An 18,864-nucleotide genomic window follows, 5' to 3' on the forward strand; every position below is an offset into this window, starting at 1 on the left:
GGTTTGACCTGTATCAAGGCCACCGGGCGCGGCTCGCTTCTAGATGAAATGATCAGAGGAGGACCGCCATGAAATCGGACGATATCCGCCGCGAAGAGCTTCAGGCGCGCAAGGCGCAGCTGCTGGGCCGCATCGACCAGATCGAGGCCGAGTTGGAAAGCCATGAGGCCAAGGATTGGGAAGAGATGGCGACCGAGCGCGAAGGCGACGAGGTGCTCCATGATCTGGGCGACTCCGCGCGCAACGAGCTGCGCATGATCGAGGCTGCACTCGCGCGTCTGGACGAGGGCGAGTATGGCTATTGCGTCACCTGCGGCGAGCGGATCGACGAAGCGCGCCTCGACCTGCTGCCGGCGACGCCTTTCTGCCGCAAACACGCGCCGGGCGCCTGATCCGCGCCCGCCAAACCCCTGCCAAGCTTTGATCTTTGGCGTTGCCTCGCAGCGCCAAGCTCGTAAACTTGGGCGAACTGGGCCTGCCGTGCGCCGCGGTCTCGCGGTGCCGCCGCAGGGAAGAGGAGCGGGAGATGACCAGACGCGTAAAGCTGCAACGACGCGAGGGTGTGGCCCTGATCACGATGAGCGGTCGGGGGCGCGATGGCGCGCGGGCGGGTTTCGACGCTGATCTGCGGGGCGCGCTTGGCAATGCGCTCGAGCTGGCGCTGGCCGAGCCGGGGGTGCGCGCGATCATTCTGCGCGCCGATCCCGAGGCGGGCGGCTGGCCGTTTTCGCCCGACCCTTTGATCGAATACGAGGCGCTGCAGGCGCCGGGCGACCCCGCCCGGGGGCTCGCGCCGGGGTTGGCGCCGCTCTGTGATCGCGTGGCCGGGGCGCCCCTGCCGGTGGTGGCCGAGCTTTCCGGGCTGGTCTCGGGGGCGGGGCTGGCGCTGGCGCAGGCGGCGGGGTTGCGGATCGCGGCGGCGGGCACGGTGTTTCTCGCGCGGGAATATGCGCTTGGATATTGTCCGGCCGGGGGTGCCGTGGTGCGCCTGGCGCAGCGCGCCGGGGCCGCCAGCACCATAGATTTCCTGCTGTCCGGGCGACGTGTGGCGGCGGCTCAGGCGGTCTCGCAGGGGCTGTGCGACCTGGTGGTGCCCGCGCAGGATCTGGATGCGACGGCGATGGCGCGGGCGCTGGACGCGGCCGGTGGTCAGGCGCCGGGTTTGCCCGATCGTCGCAAGGCGCTGGCCGAGGTCGGGCGGTTCTTTGACGAAGTCTCCGAGATGCGCGCGCGGGTCGCCGAGGGGCGGCGCCATGATGCCGGGCAGCGGCTGATCGGTGTGGTCGAGGCGGCCGCGCTTTTGCCGATCCGCGAGGCACTCGATTTCGAAGCGGTCGCGCATCATGATCTGCTTGGCGCTTCGCTGGCGCAGGGGCTGATCCATGCCGACCGGGTGCGCCGTCAGGCGCAGCGCCTGCCAGACGAGCCTTTGGCGGCCCCGCGCCCCGAGCGCGTCGCGCTTTGGGCGATGGGCGACCGGCTGGCGCTGGAGCTGGCCTCTGCCGGGCATCAGGTTATTTTCGGCGGTCCCGAGGATCGTGTCGCGCGGGCGCATGACCGGATCCTGAAGGAAATCGCGCTGCGTGCGGCCTCTGGCCGGATCGACGCGGCGCAGGCCGAGGCGCTGACGACGCGGATCGCCTTTGGCCGCAAGCTCCACGATCTGGCTGCGGCGCGGCTGGTCTATGCCGAGCCGACGGCGCCGGGCGAGGCGGATCTTGCCGCGCTGCGGGGCATCGTCGCGGGGCATCGCGTGCTGATGGTGGTCGCGGGGGCTGCGGCCGGGCCGGGCGAAATCCGGCTGCATCGCTCGGCGCGGTTGCGCGAACTCGCCCCCGAAGAGGGGATCGGCGCCGAGGCACTGTCCCGGGCGGCTGCGCCGCTGCGGCGGGCGGGTTCGGTGGTGATTTTTGGCGACGGGGTGGCCGACCGGCTGGAGGGCGCGTTTTTCGCCGCGGCCGAGCGCTGCGTCATGGCGGGGGCCTTGCCGGATGCCGTCGATCACGCGCTGGAAGACTTCGGCTTTGCGATCGGTCCGTTCCGGCGGATCGACGAGCGCGGCCTTGCTGGCGCCTTCGAGCGGCTCGCGGCGGCGCATCGCGCCCCCGGCCCCTATCTGAGTTACCTTGACCTTCTGGGCCAAAGCGGGCGCGAGGTCGGGCAAGGGATCTATCGTCATGCCGAGGGGCGCGCGCCGGAACTCCTGCCTGAAACCGCGGAAACTCTCGCCGCGCTGCGCCTTGAAGCCGGGATCGAGCCGCGCCGGATGTCCGCCTCAGAGATCGTCACGCGGGTTCTGGCCGAACTGGCGGGGGAGGGGGCGGCCTTGCTGCATTCGGGGGCGGCGCTGCGGGCCGGCGATGTCGATCTGGCGGCGGAACTGGCGCTTGGCTTTCCTGCTGCACAGGGCGGGCCGCTTTATTGGGCGGACCGGATGGGGGCGCTGGCGGTGCGCAAGCGCCTGCGTCAGTTGATCGACGAGGGCGGGCCGAAGCCGGTCGCCCTGTGGGATGAACTGGTGCGCGATGGCGGCAAATTCGGGATCTGAGGGGCTCAGCCCAGCATGATCCCCGCGACCACCATGATCAGGCCGAGCGCCGAAAGGAAAAACGCCCCGAGGTTCACGGTGACAGCGCGCTGAAGGCGCGCGCGCAGCGTTTCGTCGTCGAGGCCCGCGCGTTTCGCCTTCACGATCTCAAGGATCGACCACAGGATCACGGCGAGGCCGACCAGCGTGACGACGGCTCCGATCCAGATCAGAATTTGCATGGGCAGGCTCTCCGGCATGACAGGGCGATTGCTGCCGGGGTAACGCGGCAAAACCCTGCTGACAAGCCCCGGAGCCCGCGCCACGCACCACTGGGCGCTTGAAGCCCGCGCCGGAACCGCTTAGCAAAGCGACGAACAGAGCCGAGGAGTGCGCCCATGCCCAACGATGCCGTCTATTCCGTCGCCGCCGACGAGCTGCGCCAGTTCATCGAGCAATTCGAGAGCCTCGAAGCCGAGAAGAAGGACATCGCCGAGCAGCAGAAGGACATCATGTCCGAAGCCAAGGCGCGCGGTTACGACACCAAGGTGATGAAAAAGATCATCGCCCTGCGCAAGCGCGACAAGAACGACGTGGCCGAGGAAGAGGCGATCCTCGAGACCTACAAGGCCGCGCTCGGCATGCAGTAAGGCGCCCTGCCGCGCCCGACAGCCCCGGCCCCGCGGCCGGGGTTTTTTCATTTTCGGGGGTCAGGGCGCGATGAAGGTCACGCCGTCCATCGCCGCGATCTCGGCCACGTCGAGGTCGTAAAGCGCGGTGATGTCGTCGATCAGTTCCTCGGTCCAGCCGGGCAGGTCGGCCTCGACCTCAAGCGCCTCCGGGCGGGCGAATTTGTCGAGGAAGGCGGTGTGGATCTTGCGCCGCTGCGCAACCGACTGCGGCGGGTGCGTGGCGACATAGGCACGCAGCCGCTCGATCCCCTCGGGGCGCATGATCTCGGTCAGGATTTCCTCGTCGCCGCGCAGCGCCGCCTCGGGCGGCAGGCCCGCGACGGCGCGGATCACCTCGGGCCAGATCAGTGGCAGGTCTTCGTTGCACCACAGCACCAGCTTGCGGCCTTCGAGCGCGTGGACCATCTCGCGCACCAAGGGCGCCCAGCGCAATTCGCGCGGGTCATGTTCGCACATAGTTTCGCGATAGGTGCGGTTCGGCTGGCTAGCGCGCAGTTGCGGGATCAACGTGGCCGGATTGATCAGCGCCATGTGAAACTCGGTCTCGTCCTGCGGGAAGAGATTGGCCATCGGGCGCAGCTTGTCTGGCACCATCGCGTAGAAGCCCTGCGGCGTGATGACGCGATCGGGGATGCACAGAAAGAATTCATGGCTGAAGATCAGCCGCTCGACATTGTCCTGATCCGAACAGGCGGTCAGGATGCGCTGTTGCGTCTCGGGGTCGGCGGTCGATCCGCGCAGCGCCAGCAGCGTGTCGCGCAAAACCAGCCGATAGCGCTGCGGATGCGGCACGATCACGCCTTCGCGGCGCAGGCTGCGGAAGTTCTGCGAAAGGGTGCGCACGATCCGATCCTGATCGGTCATATGCGCGCCCATGTGAAAAACGACCTGCATCAGCCCCCGTCGGTGTTCTTGTCGATTGCGGGCGACAATATCGGCGCTTTTCTGGACAGGCAAACCTCTTTCGGGGTAAGCCGCTGTCATGGTTTCCGATTCAAAGACTCAAGAAATCCCCGTTCCCCTGCCGCGCCGCTCGTCGGGTCTGCGGCAATCGGGCGGTGGCATCTGGTCTTTGGGGGCGGTGGTGATCGCGCTACTGGTGGTCGCGCCGATCCTGTCGGTGGTCTGGATCGCGCTGAACCCGACCGAGAATATCTGGCCGCATCTGATGTCCACGACGCTGCCGCGCTACCTGACCAACACTGCGATTCTGGCGCTGGGCGTGGCGGTTCTGTCGGCGGCAAGCGGGGCGGGGGCGGCCTGGCTGATCTCGATGTACAGCTTCCCCGGCGCGCGGGTTCTGGAATGGCTGTTGCTGTTGCCGCTGGCGATCCCGGCCTATGTCGGCGCCTATGCGCTGGTGGATTTTCTCGATTATTCGGGGCCGGTGCAGGTGGCCCTGCGCGAGGCGTTCGGCTGGAGTTCGGCGCGCGACTACTGGTTCCCGCAGGTGCGCACGCGCTGGGCGGCGGTGGTGGTGCTTGCGGCGGCGCTTTATCCCTATGTTTACCTGCTCGCGCGTTCGGCCTTTCGCGAGCAATCGGGCGGCAGCTATGAGGTCGCGCGGGCGCTGGGTGCGGGGGGCTTCGGGCTGTTCTGGCGCGTGGGCCTGCCGCTGGCGCGCCCCGCGATCGCGGCGGGCGCGGCGATCGCGATGATGGAGACCGTCGCCGATTTCGGCGTGGTCGATTATTTCGGCGTGCAAACCCTGACCACGGGCATCTTCACCACCTGGCTCGAAGCGGGCAACGCGGGGGGCGCGGCGCAGATCGCGGTGGTGATCCTTGGTATCGTCTTCGTGCTGCTCGCGCTTGAGAAAACCTCGCGCCGGCATTCGCGCTATTATCAATCTGCCCGTCAGCCGCGCCCGATCCAGCGGGTGCGGATCAAGGGCGGCTGGGGCTGGGGGGCGACGCTCTTGTGCAGCCTGCCGTTTGCGATGGGCTTCGTGCTGCCGGTCGCGGTGATCTCGGTGCATGCGCTGCAGAACCCCGAGGCCTGGTTCGGGCCGGGCCTGCTGCGCGCGCTGTGGCATACGGTGGCCGTGGGCGGCACGGCGGCGGTGCTGACGGTGGGGGCGGCGCTGTTCATGGTCTATGGCGTGCGGATGACGGGCCGGCGCCTGCCGCGCTACCTGCTGCCCTTCACCACGTTGGGCTATGCGGCGCCGGGCGCGGTGCTGGCGGTCGGGATCCTGTTGCCGCTGGCCGCGCTCGATCATCGGGTGGCTGATACGATCCTCGCGCTGACCGGCTATGATCCGGGGCTGGTGCTGACGGGCTCGGCGCTGGCGATCGTGCTGGCCTATATGGTGCGCTTCTTCGCGATCGCGCAGGGCGCGGCCGATACCGCCTTCGGGCGGGTGTCGCCTTCGCTGCCGATGGCGGCGCGCTCGCTGGGGCGCACCGCGGGCGGCGCCCTGCGCGAGGTCTATCTGCCGCTGATGCGCGGCTCGGTCGGGTCGGGGTTGCTGCTGGTGTTCGTCGATTGCGTCAAGGAGCTGCCCGCGACGATGCTGCTGCGGCCCTTCAACTACGAGACGCTGGCCACGCGCGTGCATGAAAAGGCGAGCCTCGAGAATCTGGGCGACGCGGCCCCGCCCGCGCTTCTGGTGATGGCGGTGGGGCTGTTGGCCACGGCCTTCCTCGCGCGCGCCAACCTCGCCAAGCGCCGCTGACGCCCTTGCGCCACCGCTTGCGCAGACCCATTTCCGCCTGTATCTCGGCAGCGAGGCCGGCGTAGCTCAGTTGGTAGAGCGTCTGATTTGTAATCAGGGGGTCGGGGGTTCGAGTCCCTCCGCCGGCACCATTCCCCGCGACATCTGCGTTTCGATTGAGAAAAGTCAAAGCTCGCGGCATCTTGGCGGTGCTAGCTCGCGGCAAGGCGGTTTGGCCTCATCCTGGGAATTCGATGACCCGCGCGACCCGACTTGATGAATTGCGCACCAGCTTTGGTGAACGCTCGCTGGAGGAAACCCAGCGGCGCCGCGAGGTTACGGCGCTGTTCGACCGCATCGCGCCGCGCTACGACCTGATGAACGACCTGATGAGCTTTGGCACGCATCGGCTGTGGAAGCGCGCTTTCGTGCGCCGCGCGGTGCGGCGGCTGGGGCCGCGCACGGGGACCGTGGTCGATCTGGCGGGTGGCACGGGCGATATTGCGCGGGCGCTGCGGGCGCGCTTGCCAGGCCAGAAAATCGTGGTGACAGACCCGTCTGAGGGCATGCTGGCCGAGGCGCGGCGGCGTTCGGGCGCGGCGCTCGACTATGTGCAGGCGCCGGGCGAAGACCTGCCCTTTGCCGATAATTCCGTGGCGCTGCTGACGCTCTCGTTCGGGCTGCGGAACATGACCGACCCGGCGGCGGGCCTGCGCGAGGTGGCGCGGGTGCTGGAGCCCGGCGGGGTCTTTGCGCTGTTGGAATTTTCGCGCCCCGATCCCTGGTTCGCGCCGCTTTACGGGCTGCATGCGCGCCATGTGATCCCGCGTCTGGGTGGTGCGGTGGCGCGCGATCCGGGCGCTTATCGCTATCTTGTGGAATCGATCGAGCGCTTCCCCGCGCGTGCCGATATGCAGCGCGAAATCGCCGCAGCCGGGTTGAAACTTGTCGAGGAACGCGCTTTCGTGTTCGGCGTCGCTCGCATGCAGATCGCGGAAAAAACATGACTGGACAAAGCCTTGCACAGACCCGAGAGCGGTTGGCGGCGCTGCCGCGACTGGCTTTGTGGATTATCGCGGCGCGGTTCAAGACGGTGAGCCTGTCGCTGATGCCGGTGCTGGCGGCGGGCTGGCTGGCGGCGGGGCAGGGCGGGTTTCGGCCTGATGTGATGCTCGCGGCGATGCTGGCGGCCAGCGCGATTCAGGTCGGCACGAACCTGTGGAACGATGCGGCCGATGCGGCGCGCGGCGTGGACCGTGACGACCGGCTCGGGCCGCCGCGGATGACGGCGCTCGGGCTTCTGGACGGGGCGCAGGTGCGCCGCGCGGCCTTGGCGGCCTTTGGCGCGGCGGTGCTGGCGGGGCTGTATCTGGTGGCTCTGGGCGGCTGGCCGATCGTGGCAATCGGGCTCATGTCGCTGTTGCTTGGCTACCTTTATTCGATGGGCCCCTATCCGATGTCGGGCCTGCCCTTCGGCGAGGTTCTGGTGATCGCTTTCTTCGGCTTTGTCGCGGTTTCGGCCACGGCCTGGCTGCAGGGTGTCGACCCGATGGCGGGGCGCACGCTTTTGACGGGGGCGATGATCGGCTTTCCGGCGGCGGCGGTGCTGTTGCTGAACAATCACCGCGACCGCGCGCAGGACGAACGTGCGGGGCGGCGCACCCTGGCCATCGTGATCGGCGAGCGGGCCTCGAAACTTCTCTATTTTGCGTTCCTGTTGGCGGCCTGCGGCTTTGCCGCGCTGATCGCGCCGAGCCTGTGGCTGGCACTGCCGGTGGGGCTGGTGCTCTGGCTCGGGCACGCGATGTGGCATTGGCAGATTTCGGCGAAACTCAACCGGTTGCTGGCACAGACTGCCGGGGCCCAGATGCTTCTGGTGCTTGCGGTGGTTCTGGCCTGATCGTCCCCGGAACGATCAGGAAAAAAGGCCGCCGGTTTCCCGGCGGCCTTTCTTTTCGGGCGATGATGTGGGGACGCTTACTTCATCGCACCAGCAGATTTGACCGGCAGTGAGACCTCGATCTCGCCGGCCTTTTCGAAAATCAGGGTCACCGGGACGTTATCGCCTTCGGCGAGGGGCGCGGTGAGGTCGATGAACATCAAGTGCAGCCCGCCCGGCTCCAGCACGGCCTCGCCACCGGCGGGCACCTCGATCGCCTCGACCTGCCGCATCCGCATCATGCCGTTGTCCATGACATGGGTGTGCAGCTCGGGGCGGGCGCAGGCGGGCGAGCGGAACCCGATGAGGCGGTCGGCCTCGCCCTTCGAGCGGATCGTCACAAAGCCCGCGCCGATCTTGGCCGCACCCGGCGATGCGCGCAGGAAACCGCCCGAAATTTCGAGCGGGGCACCCTCTGCCCGGGCCGTGTGCAAGGGCAGGGCGAGGCTCAATCCGGTTGCCGCAAGGGCAGCCAGCACGGACCGGCGAGAGATCATCATCGGGGCTCCTGATGCTTGGAAAGACAGTGTTTTTGGACCGTTACGGTATTTGCACATTCGGGCCTTAACATTTGTCAAGGCCGCGCTCTCATTCGCGTGAGAGGTAGGCTGTGCGCAGATTCTGGACCGCCTGCGCTTCCGGGATTCTCATGCGGTCTAAAAACGAGGGCAAACAATGGTCAAGACCATTCAAAAAGGCCTGCTGGCGACGACGGCTTTCGTCGGACTCAGCGCGGCTCTGGGTGCTTCCGCCGAAACGCTTGACGACGTCATGGCGCGGCGCGGGCTGACCCAGCAAGACCTGGTCGCCGCGGCGAAAACCTATACGCCGACCGGCGGACGTGACGAGTTCATCGTCTTCTCCTCGGGCGGTCAGTCGGGCCAGATCATGGTCTACGGCGTTCCGTCGATGCGGATTCTGAAATATGTGTCGGTGTTCACGCCCGAACCGTGGCAAGGCTACGGCTTCGACGAGGAATCGAAGGCGATCCTGGAAGCTGGCAAGGTGGACGGCCGCGAGCTGCACTGGGGCGACACCCACCACCCGGCGATCACCGAAACCAACGGTGACCTGGACGGCGAATACCTGTTCATCAACGACAAATCGGCGCCGCGCGTCGGCGTGATCTCGCTGCATGACTTCGAGACCCAGCAGATCGTCGTGAACCCGATCCTGCAATCCGAGCACGGCGGCACCTTCGTGACCCCGAACTCGGAATACGTGATCGAAGCCGCGCAATATCCGGGCGTTCTGGGCCGTGGCTACGCGCCGCTGTCGCAGTTCAACGAGAAATTCCGCGGTGCTGTCACCTACTGGAAGTTCGACCGCGAAGCCGGGCGCATCGACCCGTCGAAATCCTTCTCGCTCGAACTGCCGCCCTATTCGCAGGACTTGTCGGACGCGGGTAAACTCGTGTCGGACGGCTGGTCGTTCACCAACTCCTTCTGCGCCGAACGTTATGTCGGCGGGATCGAGTCGGGCCGCCCGCCCTTCGAGGCCGGCTGCTCGCAGAACGACACCGACTATCTGCACATCATCAACTGGCGGAAAGCCGAAGAGGTCTACAAGGCCGGCAAGGTTACCATGATCAATGACCACCCGGTCATCACCATGGAAACCGCGATTGCCGAAGGTCTCGTGCATCTCGTGGCAGAACCGAAATCGCCGCACGGCGTCGATGTGTCGCCCGATGGCAAATTCATCGTGGTCGGCGGCAAGCTCGACACCCAGGCTTCGGTCTACTCGTTCGAGAAAATCCAGAAGGCAATCGAAGAGAAGAAATTCTCGGGCGTTGACCCCTACGGTATCCCGGTCATCGCGATGGAAGACGCGCTGCACACTCAAGTGCCGCTGGGCCTCGGCCCGCTGCACAACCAGTTCGACAGCAAGCCTTGCGTCGTCTACACCTCGCTCTACGTGGACAGCCAAGTGGCGAAATGGGACTATTGCGAAGGCAAGGTCCTCGACAAGATTTCGATCCACTACAACATCGGCCACCTCGTTGCGATGGAAGGCGAGTCGGTTAACCCGGCTGGTAAATACCTGATCTCGCTCAACAAGCTGGCGATTGACCGGTTCAACCCCGTGGGTCCGCTGCACCCGCAGAACCACCAGCTGATCGACATCTCGGGCGACAAGATGGAGCTCCTCTACGATATGCCGGTGCCGCTGGGCGAACCCCACTACGCCACCGCCATCGCGGCCGAGAAGCTCAAGCCGCTGGTCCGTTACAAATACGGCACCAACTCGCGCACCGGTGAGCGCCACGAAGGCGCGGTGCGTCCGGGTCAGGAGCGCATCGAGCGTGACGGCACGAACGTCAAGGTCTACATGACCGCGATCCGTTCGCACTTCACCCCGGAAATCGTGGAAGTGAACGAAGGCGATACCGTCGAGTTCATCATCACCAACTCCGAGCGTGCCGAAGACGAAACCCACGGCTTCTCGGTTTCGACCTATGACGTGAACCTCTCGCTGGAACCCGGCAAGACGGCGACCGCCAAGATCGTGGCTGACAAGCCCGGCGCCTTCTCGTTCTACTGCACCGAGTTCTGCTCGGCGCTGCACCTCGAGATGACCGGCTACCTCATGGTCAAGCCGAAAGGCTATGTCGAAGAAGAGGGTGCGGTCAGCGAAGGCCAGGCCTACAGCAAGGAAGATTACGACCGGCAGACCGCGAACAACGTGGCCACGCAGGAAGTGATCGACTCGGTTGTGGTCTATATCACCGAGCGTAACTACGCCGACTTCCCCGAAGTCGTCGCTCTGGTGGAAGACGCGACCGACCAGCTGAACTTCGCGGCTGACGCGAAGGCCAAGGCCGAGGCCGCCGCCGCCAGCGAAGACTGGCAGAACGCGACCCTCTGGGCCGGTCAGTGGTGGCAGTACCAGGTCAAAGCCGCGGACATCGGTCTGCGCGCCAAGACCTTCCTCGACGAGCATGGCGCTGTGAAGAAATAAGCGCCTTGGTGGCGGCGGCTCCGGCCGCCGCCACTAACCCTCTGAACATATTCAAACATTCGCAAGGAAACGCGACATGCGCCCGATCCTGAAAAGCCTTTTCGCCGCTGCGCTGGCGCTGACCACGCTGCCCGCCTTCGCCGACGATATCGCGGATGGCAAGAAGGTCTACATGACGAAGTCCTGCATGGCCTGCCACGGCATGAAGGGCGCCAAGCCCGTGCTGAGCTATCCGATGCTCGCCGGTCAGAATGAAAAATACCTGCTGCAGCAGCTGAAAGACATCAAGGCTGGCAAGCGCCTCGGCACGGTCGATCCGGCCAATAACGCGCCCTATGTGCAGGGCATGGTCGACATCATGCACCTTGTCGATGAAAACGACCTGAAGAAGGTTGCGAAATACCTGGCCTCGCTGCCGCCGGGCGCCCCCAAGCCCGTCGATCCGCCGCATGATCCGGCGCTGGTCGAAGCCGGCGAGAAGGCCTTCAACAGCCTCGGCTGCAAATCCTGTCATGGCGTCGAGGGCAAGAAACCCACCGCCAAGAACTACCCCTTTATCGCGGGCCTGAATGCCGAATACCTGGCCCGCGCCATGACCGAGATGCGCGACAAGGTCCGCGTCAATGGCCAGTCCAAGCTGATGTTCGGCACCATCAAGAAAGCCAAGGACGAAGATATCACCGCGATCGCCGCGTGGCTCTCGCAGATCGACCGTTCCGCTGAGTGACGAAAGGAAACGTCTTCATGAAAACCCATCTTCTCTCTGCTGCCCTGATCGCGCTGGCGCTGCCGGCGTTGGCTGCGGGCACTGTCGATACCTCGTCCTGGAACCAGGGCGGTGGCGAACAGGACGAGGCGCTGCACCTGACCCCGAACCACGAAAACGGGATCGAGGTCTATGAGGTCTGCTCGGCCTGCCACCAGCTCAATGGCTGGGGCCTCGACGACGGCACCTTCCCGCAGATCGCCGGGCAGCACTACAACGTCATCATCAAGCAGCTCGCCGATATCCGCGCGCTGAACCGCGACAACCCGACGATGTACCCGTTCGCGTTGCCGTCGGAAATCGGTGGTTCGCAGTCGATCGCGGACGTGGCCGAGTATATCTCGAACCTGCCTATGAATCCGAACCCGGGCCTTGGTGCGGGCGATGACCTTGAACACGGCGCGCAGCTTTACAAAGACAACTGCGTGCGCTGCCATGGCGAGAATGGCGAAGGCGACAACGAAAAGTTCTATCCGCGCATCCATGGCCAGCACTACAACTACCTCGTGCGCCAGTATCAGTGGATCAAGGAAGGCAAGCGCCGCAACGCCAACCCCGACATGGTGCAGCAGATCCAGACCTTCACCGAGCGTGATACGCTGGCGGTTCTGGACTATGTGTCGCGGCTGAAGCCGCCGGCGGAGATGGTGGCCGACCCGGATTGGGTCAACCCCGATTTCGACTGGTAAGAACGACCCGGCCGGGGGGCGCGGATCGCCCCCCGGTCATCCAACATAAGCCGAAGGACCTCACCCCATGGCTCAGGCTGCCTCTGACAAGCGTGGTATCGTTTACCGCGTCCTGACCCTTATTTCCGTTTGCCTCATTGCCGCTTCCTTCTTCAGCCCCGGCTGGTGGGTGTCGCTGACCGCGCCCAACTACCCGGAAGCGACCTTCCCGCAGGGGATCCGCATCCTGTTCCACATGGACTCGGTCCGGAACGGCTGCACTATCCGCACCAGCGAAGAGGTCGAGGAAAACGAAGCCCTCGATTGCGTCCACGAGATGGACACGATCAACCACTATGTCGGCATGTACCCGATCGCCTCGGGCGGCCCGGTCGAAAAGGCCTTCTCGCCCTTCCTCTTCGCGATGATGGGAGTGATGCTGCTGGCCTTCGCCGCGCCCGGTCGCAGCGCGCGCATCGGTGTGTCGGTCGTCGGTTACGGCGCGATCGCGGTCTGGATGTGGATGGCGATGTATGGCGAGAACGGGATTTCCAAGCACACGACCGGATATCTGAGCGGGCTGGTGGTTTCGCTCGGGCAGGACAGTAAGGAGAAGGTCGACGATTCAAACCTCTCGCCGATCGTGAAGATGCTCAAGCAGTCGCTGGCCGAAAGCGAAGAGGCCGAGAAACCGGCCGCCGCCGAGGGGGCGGGCGATGACAAGCTTGCGCTGATCGACAACCTGCGTGCCAACTACAATATCGACAATAACAAGCTCCCCGCCGATCAGCAGGAAGAGTGGACCGGCTCGGTGATGCAGGTGTTTAAGTGGCACTATGCCAAGTCGCTCGCGCGCTGGTTCAACGAGCCCGAGCGCAATGATCCGCTGGTGGCCACGATGTCCTCGATCGCGCAGATCCTGTTCGTCGTGATCCTGGCCTTCATGGCGTTGATGATCTTTGCCGCCTTCTCGGCGCGTTCGGTCTTCTACTGGCTGCTGGTGATCGTGCCGCTGGCGCTGCCGGTGGGCTTCCTCGCGGAATATGCGGGCTGGCTCTGGTGGTATGGCCACAGCCTGAACGAGATGGGGGCCTTTACGCTGAAGCCCTTCATGCCGACCGTGTTCGGCGACGGGAAAGTGGCGCAGTTCACCACGCACTCCTATCCGGCGCAGGGCTTCTTCCTTATGCTCGCCTCCTCGGCGGTGCTGGCGCTGGCCGCGCTGATCCGCTTCAAGCAGATCCGGCTTGCCGGGGATGCGGCGAGCAAGATGTGAGCCTGACCCATGCGTGCCCTTGTTGCAGCCCTCGTGCTTTGCCTCGCCGTCTTCGGCGGGGCCGCCATGGCCGAGACCTTGCAGGAGATGATCGACGCCGCCCCTGATGGCGCCGAGATCGACATCTCCGGTCAGGTCTTTGCCGGGCCGATCGTGATCCGTCGTCCGGTTGTTCTGGATGGCAAGGGCACGGGCGTGATCGACGGCCATGGCGAGGGCACGATCGTCACCATCGAGAGTAACGGCGTCACGCTGAAAGACCTGACGATCCGCAACTCGGGGCGGCTGCATAACAAGGTCGATGCCGGGTTGCGCATCAAGAGCAGCTACAACGTGATCCGCGACGTGCGCATCGAGAACAGCTTGTTCGGGATCGACCTCACGCAGGCCAATAACAACGTGCTGCGGCGCAACTACATCAGCTCCAAGGACATGCCTTTGGAGCTGCGCGGCGATAGCGTGCGGATCTGGTATTCGAACGACAATATCTTCGAGCATAACCACATCGAGCACAGCCGCGATTTCGTGATCTGGTATTCGGGCGGAAATCACATCCGCAACAACCGCATCCAGCACGGTCGCTATGGCATCCACTTCATGTATGCCCATGAGAATTTCGTCGAAGAGAACGAGATTTCCGACTGCGTCGTGGGCGTGTTCCTGATGTATGCCAATGACATCAAGGTCCGCGGCAACCAGATTCTGCGCGCCTGGGGCGCATCGGGGATGGGCGTGGGCTTCAAGGAGACCTCGGGCGCGGTGGTCGAGGACAACCTGATCCTCGGCAATGCGGTGGGCATCTACCTCGATCCGTCGCCCTGGGACCCGGACAAGACCAACGAGTTCCACCGCAACCAGATCGCCTATAACGGCATCGGGATGGAGTTCCACACCGACTGGGTGGGCAACAATATCTCGAATAACAACTTCCTGTCGAACTTCACCCAGGTCTCGGTGCGCGGGCGTGGCACGGCGCTGCGCGAGGGCTGGCACGGCAATTACTGGGACGATGCCGCCGGTTTCGACCGCGACGCGGACGGGATCAACGACGCGCCCTATGAAATCTACAATTACGCCGACCGGCTCTGGATGGACCTGCCGCCGGCCTCGTTCTTCCGCGGTGGGCTTGCGCTTTCGGCGCTCGATTTCGTCGAACGCCTCGCGCCCTTCACCGAGCCGCGCCTTCTGGTGCGCGAGGAAGCCCCCTTTGCCCATCCCGTCGATCACGCCGCTGCGCGCCTCGAGACCGCCGAGCAGGGCGCCAAACCGAAATCCGCACTGGAGCTGCTGACCCAATGACAGACGGTTCTGACACCCCGAAACCCGCCGCCGCCCCGAAAAAGCGGCTGACCCGGCGCGAGCTGGAGCGCCGCCGCCTGCTGATCCGCAGCTTCGGCCTTGGCATCGCCGCCGTCACGGCCGGCCTGGTCGGCTGGTACCCGGTCTACAAACGCCTCTTCGACCGGCTGCGCCCGCCGGGCGCGCTGGACGAGCGCGAATTCCTCGCGGCCTGCATCAAATGCGGCCAATGCGTTCAGGTCTGCCCGGTTGAGGCGATCAAGCTTGCCGATGGCGACGAAGGCTATGGCTTGGGCGTGCCCTATATCGACGCGCGCGCGCAGGCCTGCGATTTTTCCTGTGACGCGGTGCAATGCGTGCTGGCCTGCCCGACGGGCGCGCTCAGCCACGAGATCGCCCATAAGGAAGAGGTCACGATGGGCTTTGCCCGCCTCTCGCGCCCGGAAAGCTGCCTTGCGATGAAGGGCGAGGGCTTCAAGGGGCTGGCGCGGGGCTATGACTTCGAGGGCCTGCTGCGCTACGAGGAAATCGACCGCTGGGACCCGCAGCCGGTGGCCTCCTATCCCTACGATCTCGAAATCTGCGACCTTTGCGTGCGCGAATGCCCGATCAAGGGCGCGATCAGCCTTGAGCCGATGTCGGACGATCCGGCCGACAAGCGCCGCATCCCGGTCGTGCACGAGGCCTGCGTCGGCTGCGGCACCTGCGAAATGATCTGCCCGACCGAACCCGCCTCGATCATCATCGACACCGAACTGACGCTGGAGGCACAGGCATGAAGTGGTTTCTGCACAAGCTGGCGATGATGTTCGGGGCCGAGGGGCGCAAGGCCTCCGCGTCCGAAGAGACCGAAGCCGCGCGCGAGATGAAGAAATTCAAGAAGACGCCCGAGCAGGTCATCAAGCGCAAGGAAATCATCGACCACGAGCATCAATACCCGCTGGTCAGCAACAAGTGGCGCAACCTGCGCTGGCTCTCGATCATCGTGATCAACGCGATGTTCATCGTGTCGTTTGCCTGGGACGTGCAGTTGGTTGAAGGCTCGATGTCGGCGTCGCGCTTCCTCGGGTTCCACATGGCGGACCCGAACGCGGCGCTGCAGGTCTTCCTGGCGTTCAAGGAGCTGGTGCTGAACCTCGTGATCGGCACGGTGACGGTGGTCTTGCTGTGGTGGATCGTTGGCGGGCGCGCCTTTTGCAGCTGGGCCTGCCCCTATCACCTGCTGGCCGAATGGGCCGAGGCGATCCACCTGTTCCTCGCCCGCAAGGGCTGGGTCAAGGATCACCCGTTCCATCGCGGGCTGCGCGTGGTGCTCTGGGTGATCTTCATGGCGCTGGCCTTTCTGTCGGGCTACACGGTGTTCGAATATATCAACCCGGTGGGCATCGTCAGCCGCGCGCTGATCTACGGGCCGACGGTGGCGCTGGTCTGGGTGATTTTCCTGCTCGGCTTCGAGATCTTTTTCTCGCGTCGGTTCTGGTGCCGTTATGTCTGCCCGATCGGGCTGACCTATGGCATCACCGGGGCGGTGGCGCCGGTGCAGATCAAGTATGACCTCGAGAAATGCGTTCACGAAGGCGAGTGCCGGGCGGTTTGTCTGGTGCCCCATGTTCTGGAAATCACCAAGATGGGCTATGCTTCGGATACGACTGAATATATCGGTCCCGACTGCACCCGCTGCGGGCTTTGTGTCGACGCTTGCCCGCAAGAGGCGCTGACCTTCACCGTTCGCGGTCTCGACAAGATCATCTGAGGAGCCATCATGATCACCATCGACCGCCTGTCCAAGCGCTTCGACCGCCGCGCGGTGCTCGACGAGCTGACGCTCTCGATCGACGCGGGCGATCGCATCGCGCTGATCGGCTCGAACGGGGCGGGCAAGACGACGCTGTTTCGCTGCCTTCTGGGCCATTACGGCCACGAGGGGCGCGTGGGGTTCGACGGCAGCGCGGGCCAGCGCCGCGATGCGGGCGCGCTGGCGCGGGTGGCCTTTGTGCCGCAATTGCCGCCGCCCCTGCGGATGCCCGTTGGCGAATTGCTGACCTTTGCCGAGAAGGGCGCGGGCGCCGACCCGGCCTTGATGCGCGACATCGCGGGCAAGATGGGCATCGACCTCGACGAGGTAAAGAAACGCCCCTTCTACCGGCTCTCGGGCGGGCAGAAGCAAAAGATCCTGGTGACCGTGGCGCTCGGGCGCAATGCCGATCTGATGATCTTCGACGAGCCTTCGGCCAACCTCGACCCGGCGGCGCGGGCGGTGTTCATCGACCTTCTGGCCGCGCGCACCGATGCCTCGATGCTGATCGCCTCGCACCGGCTCGAAGAGGTGGCGCCGCTGGTGAACCGTGTGATCGAGATGGATCGTGGCCGCGTGGTGCTGGACGATTCCGTGGCCGACCGGCTGCGCGCGGGCGATTTCCGCCGCGCCGAGATCGAGATTTCCGCCCCGCACGAGCCTTTCGCGCGCGCGCTCGAAGGCTGGGGCTTTGTCACCGATGCGTCGGGGCTGCGCTTCAGCGGCCCGGTGCCCGCCGCCGAGACCTTCCGCTTCCTCGGCGTTCTCGCGCGTCACGGCAGCCTGATCGAGCGGCTTTCGCTTGAAGAAGTGCCCCAGGCCGCGCCCGAAAAGGTCAACTGAGATGTGCTGTCGCTGCCCTCATCCCAACCGTCGCCAGACCCTGGTGCTTTTGGCCGGGGCGCCGTTACTGGCGGCGTGCAAGCCGCAGAACGAGGGCCCCGAGGATATCCGCTGGGGCCGCGAGACCTGCGCGATCTGCGGCATGATCATCTCGGACCCGCATTACGCCGCCGAGATCCGCGGCGGCACCGACAAGCACCTGTCGAAATTCGACGATATCGGCGATGCGATCATCTGGCTCGAGGCGCAGGACTGGAAGGACGATCCGGCGATCGAATTCTGGGTGCGCGATTACGATACCGGCACGAAATGGCTCGATGCGCGCAAGGTTTTTTACCGCGGCGGCATGGTGACGCCGATGGATTACGGCTTTGCCGCGGTCGAGCTGCCGGCCTCGGATACGGTTGGTTACGACGACATGAGAATTGCGGTCATCAAGCACGGGCTCACGCTCGGTTGCTTGCAGGGCGCCGAATACGAGCAGTATAGATGAACGCCATGAGCTCTGATCCCCTGTTTCCCCAAGGCGGCGACCGTATCGCCGCGCGCAAGAGCGGCGCTGTGCCGCGCACCGGGCTTGGCCTCGTGATGCGCCTCGAACTCTCCGAGAGCCTGCGCTCGCGCTGGTTCCATTTCTATTCGATTGTGGTGGTGGGGCTGATGCTGTTGCTGATCACCACCGGGATTTCCGAAAGCCGCGTGCTGGGGTTCACCGGCCTGTCGCGGCTTCTGGTGACCTATATCCAGATCGCGATGGCGGTGCTGCCCCTGTTCATCGTGGTCTCGACGGCGCGCTCGATGGTGGGCGACCGCGAGGCGGGCAACCTCGAATACATGTTGTCCTTCCCGGTCACGCTGCGGGTCTGGTATTGGGGACGCTTCCTTGCGCGCCTCGTGCTGGTGCTGTCGCCGGTGCTGCTGGCGCTGGGGCTTGCGGCGGTCTACGGGCTGGTGCGCGGCCATAGCGTGCCCTGGTGGCATTTCGGGCTTTATTCGGGGCTGGTCGCGGCGCTTGCGGCCTGTTTCCTCGGCATCGGCTTCCTCGTGTCCTCGATTTCGCGCTCGACCGAGGTGGCGCTGGGGGCGAGCCTGTTGATCTGGCTGACGTTGGTTGCGCTTCTGGACCTGCTGTTGCTGGCGATCCTGATCCAGCAGCATTTCATCCCCGAGTTCGTGATCGGCATCGCGCTCGCGAACCCGCTCCAGGCCTTCCGCACGGCTTCAATGATCCTGTTTGACCCGCAGCTGATCCTGCTCGGCCCGGCGTCCTACGTGATCCTCGATCACTTCGGGGTCACCGGCTATGTCGCTTGGGCGATGGCCTATCCGACGGCGCTGGGGCTGGTTCTGGCGGCGCTTGGCTACTGGCGGTTCTCGCGCACCGATCTGGTCTGAGGCCACGCGCCTGATGTCGAAAGGCCGCCCCGAGGGGCGGCCTTTTC

Annotated in this window: 19 protein-coding genes and 1 tRNA gene; 17 read left to right on the plus strand and 3 right to left on the minus strand. The window is 65.2% G+C overall.

The genetic code is table 11. The features are described 5' to 3' along the window. Positions 1–68: 68 nt before the first annotated feature. Positions 69–392: a TraR/DksA family transcriptional regulator gene (locus CLN94_RS05180; RefSeq protein WP_096431856.1), complete on the plus strand. Its 324-nt coding sequence runs from the start codon at positions 69–71 to the stop codon at positions 390–392. A gap of 134 nt (positions 393–526) precedes the next feature. Further along, positions 527–2,548 (plus strand): enoyl-CoA hydratase/isomerase family protein, encoded by a 2,022-nt coding sequence (locus CLN94_RS05185; RefSeq protein WP_096431858.1) that lies wholly within the window; start codon positions 527–529, stop codon positions 2,546–2,548. A 5-nt stretch (positions 2,549–2,553) separates the two neighbouring features. On the opposite strand, the gene CLN94_RS05190 is transcribed toward CLN94_RS05185, so the two are convergent. Continuing rightward, positions 2,554–2,769 (minus strand): hypothetical protein, encoded by a 216-nt coding sequence (locus CLN94_RS05190; protein ID WP_096432213.1) that lies wholly within the window; start codon positions 2,767–2,769, stop codon positions 2,554–2,556. Between the two features lie 156 nt (positions 2,770–2,925). Here CLN94_RS05190 and CLN94_RS05195 point away from each other — a divergent pair, with 156 nt between their 5' ends. Beyond that, positions 2,926–3,177, plus strand: a complete 252-nt coding sequence (locus CLN94_RS05195; RefSeq protein WP_096431860.1) for a DUF2312 domain-containing protein — start codon at positions 2,926–2,928, stop codon at positions 3,175–3,177. Positions 3,178–3,237: 60 nt separating this feature from the next. On the opposite strand, the gene CLN94_RS05200 is transcribed toward CLN94_RS05195, so the two are convergent. Continuing rightward, complete coding sequence (locus CLN94_RS05200) at positions 3,238–4,113, minus strand: hypothetical protein (protein ID WP_096431862.1); 876 nt, start codon at positions 4,111–4,113, stop codon at positions 3,238–3,240. Between the two features lie 88 nt (positions 4,114–4,201). Between CLN94_RS05200 and CLN94_RS05205 the strand changes: the two genes are divergently transcribed. From CLN94_RS05205 to menA, 4 genes are all read left to right on the plus strand, one after another. Continuing rightward, a complete protein-coding gene (locus CLN94_RS05205) occupies positions 4,202–5,896 on the plus strand; it encodes an ABC transporter permease (protein WP_096431864.1) in 1,695 nt (564 codons plus the stop codon). 55 nt (positions 5,897–5,951) lie between these two features. Further along, positions 5,952–6,027 (plus strand) — tRNA-Thr (locus CLN94_RS05210). Between the two features lie 102 nt (positions 6,028–6,129). Then, the gene (locus tag CLN94_RS05215) at positions 6,130–6,882 is read left to right on the plus strand and encodes a ubiquinone/menaquinone biosynthesis methyltransferase (protein ID WP_096431866.1); all 753 of its coding nucleotides are present in this window, start codon (positions 6,130–6,132) and stop codon (positions 6,880–6,882) included. Next, positions 6,879–7,775, plus strand: coding sequence for a 1,4-dihydroxy-2-naphthoate octaprenyltransferase (gene menA, locus CLN94_RS05220; RefSeq protein WP_096431868.1), 897 nt, complete (start codon positions 6,879–6,881; stop codon positions 7,773–7,775). Before CLN94_RS05215 ends, menA begins: the two co-directional genes overlap by 4 nt. A 77-nt stretch (positions 7,776–7,852) precedes the next feature. Here the strand turns inward: menA and CLN94_RS05225 are convergent, their stop codons facing one another. Then, positions 7,853–8,314, minus strand: a complete 462-nt coding sequence (locus tag CLN94_RS05225; RefSeq protein WP_179300239.1) for a copper chaperone PCu(A)C — start codon at positions 8,312–8,314, stop codon at positions 7,853–7,855. A gap of 175 nt (positions 8,315–8,489) precedes the next feature. On the opposite strand from CLN94_RS05225, the gene nosZ reads away from it, so the two are divergent. From nosZ to CLN94_RS05275, 10 genes are all read left to right on the plus strand, one after another. Further along, a complete protein-coding gene (gene nosZ / locus CLN94_RS05230) occupies positions 8,490–10,775 on the plus strand; it encodes a Sec-dependent nitrous-oxide reductase (RefSeq protein ID WP_096431872.1) in 2,286 nt (761 codons plus the stop codon). Between the two features lie 76 nt (positions 10,776–10,851). Then, on the plus strand, positions 10,852–11,502 hold the full coding sequence (locus CLN94_RS05235; protein WP_096431874.1) for a c-type cytochrome: 651 nt from the start codon (positions 10,852–10,854) through the stop codon (positions 11,500–11,502). Between the two features lie 17 nt (positions 11,503–11,519). Then, a complete protein-coding gene (locus CLN94_RS05240) occupies positions 11,520–12,230 on the plus strand; it encodes a c-type cytochrome (RefSeq protein ID WP_096431876.1) in 711 nt (236 codons plus the stop codon). A 67-nt stretch (positions 12,231–12,297) separates the two neighbouring features. Beyond that, complete coding sequence (locus CLN94_RS05245) at positions 12,298–13,485, plus strand: hypothetical protein (protein WP_096431878.1); 1,188 nt, start codon at positions 12,298–12,300, stop codon at positions 13,483–13,485. A 9-nt stretch (positions 13,486–13,494) separates the two neighbouring features. Further along, a complete protein-coding gene (gene nosD / locus CLN94_RS05250) occupies positions 13,495–14,784 on the plus strand; it encodes a nitrous oxide reductase family maturation protein NosD (RefSeq protein WP_096431880.1) in 1,290 nt (429 codons plus the stop codon). Then, on the plus strand, positions 14,781–15,563 hold the full coding sequence (locus CLN94_RS14090; protein WP_096431882.1) for a 4Fe-4S dicluster domain-containing protein: 783 nt from the start codon (positions 14,781–14,783) through the stop codon (positions 15,561–15,563). Before nosD ends, CLN94_RS14090 begins: the two co-directional genes overlap by 4 nt. Then, a complete protein-coding gene (locus tag CLN94_RS05260; RefSeq protein WP_096431884.1) occupies positions 15,560–16,537 on the plus strand; it encodes a NapH/MauN family ferredoxin-type protein in 978 nt (325 codons plus the stop codon). The genes CLN94_RS14090 and CLN94_RS05260 overlap by 4 nt, the downstream gene beginning before the upstream one ends. Positions 16,538–16,546: 9 nt before the next feature. Next, positions 16,547–17,422: an ATP-binding cassette domain-containing protein gene (locus CLN94_RS05265; RefSeq protein ID WP_096431886.1), complete on the plus strand. Its 876-nt coding sequence runs from the start codon at positions 16,547–16,549 to the stop codon at positions 17,420–17,422. 1 nt (position 17,423) lies between these two features. Beyond that, positions 17,424–17,915, plus strand: a complete 492-nt coding sequence (locus tag CLN94_RS05270; protein ID WP_096431888.1) for a hypothetical protein — start codon at positions 17,424–17,426, stop codon at positions 17,913–17,915. A gap of 5 nt (positions 17,916–17,920) precedes the next feature. After that, a complete protein-coding gene (locus CLN94_RS05275) occupies positions 17,921–18,817 on the plus strand; it encodes an ABC transporter permease (RefSeq protein WP_218837237.1) in 897 nt (298 codons plus the stop codon). The last annotated feature ends 47 nt before the right edge of the window (positions 18,818–18,864 follow it).

The sequence above is a fragment of the Pseudothioclava arenosa genome (assembly GCF_002358085.1).
Classification (GTDB): domain Bacteria; phylum Pseudomonadota; class Alphaproteobacteria; order Rhodobacterales; family Rhodobacteraceae; genus Pseudothioclava; species Pseudothioclava arenosa.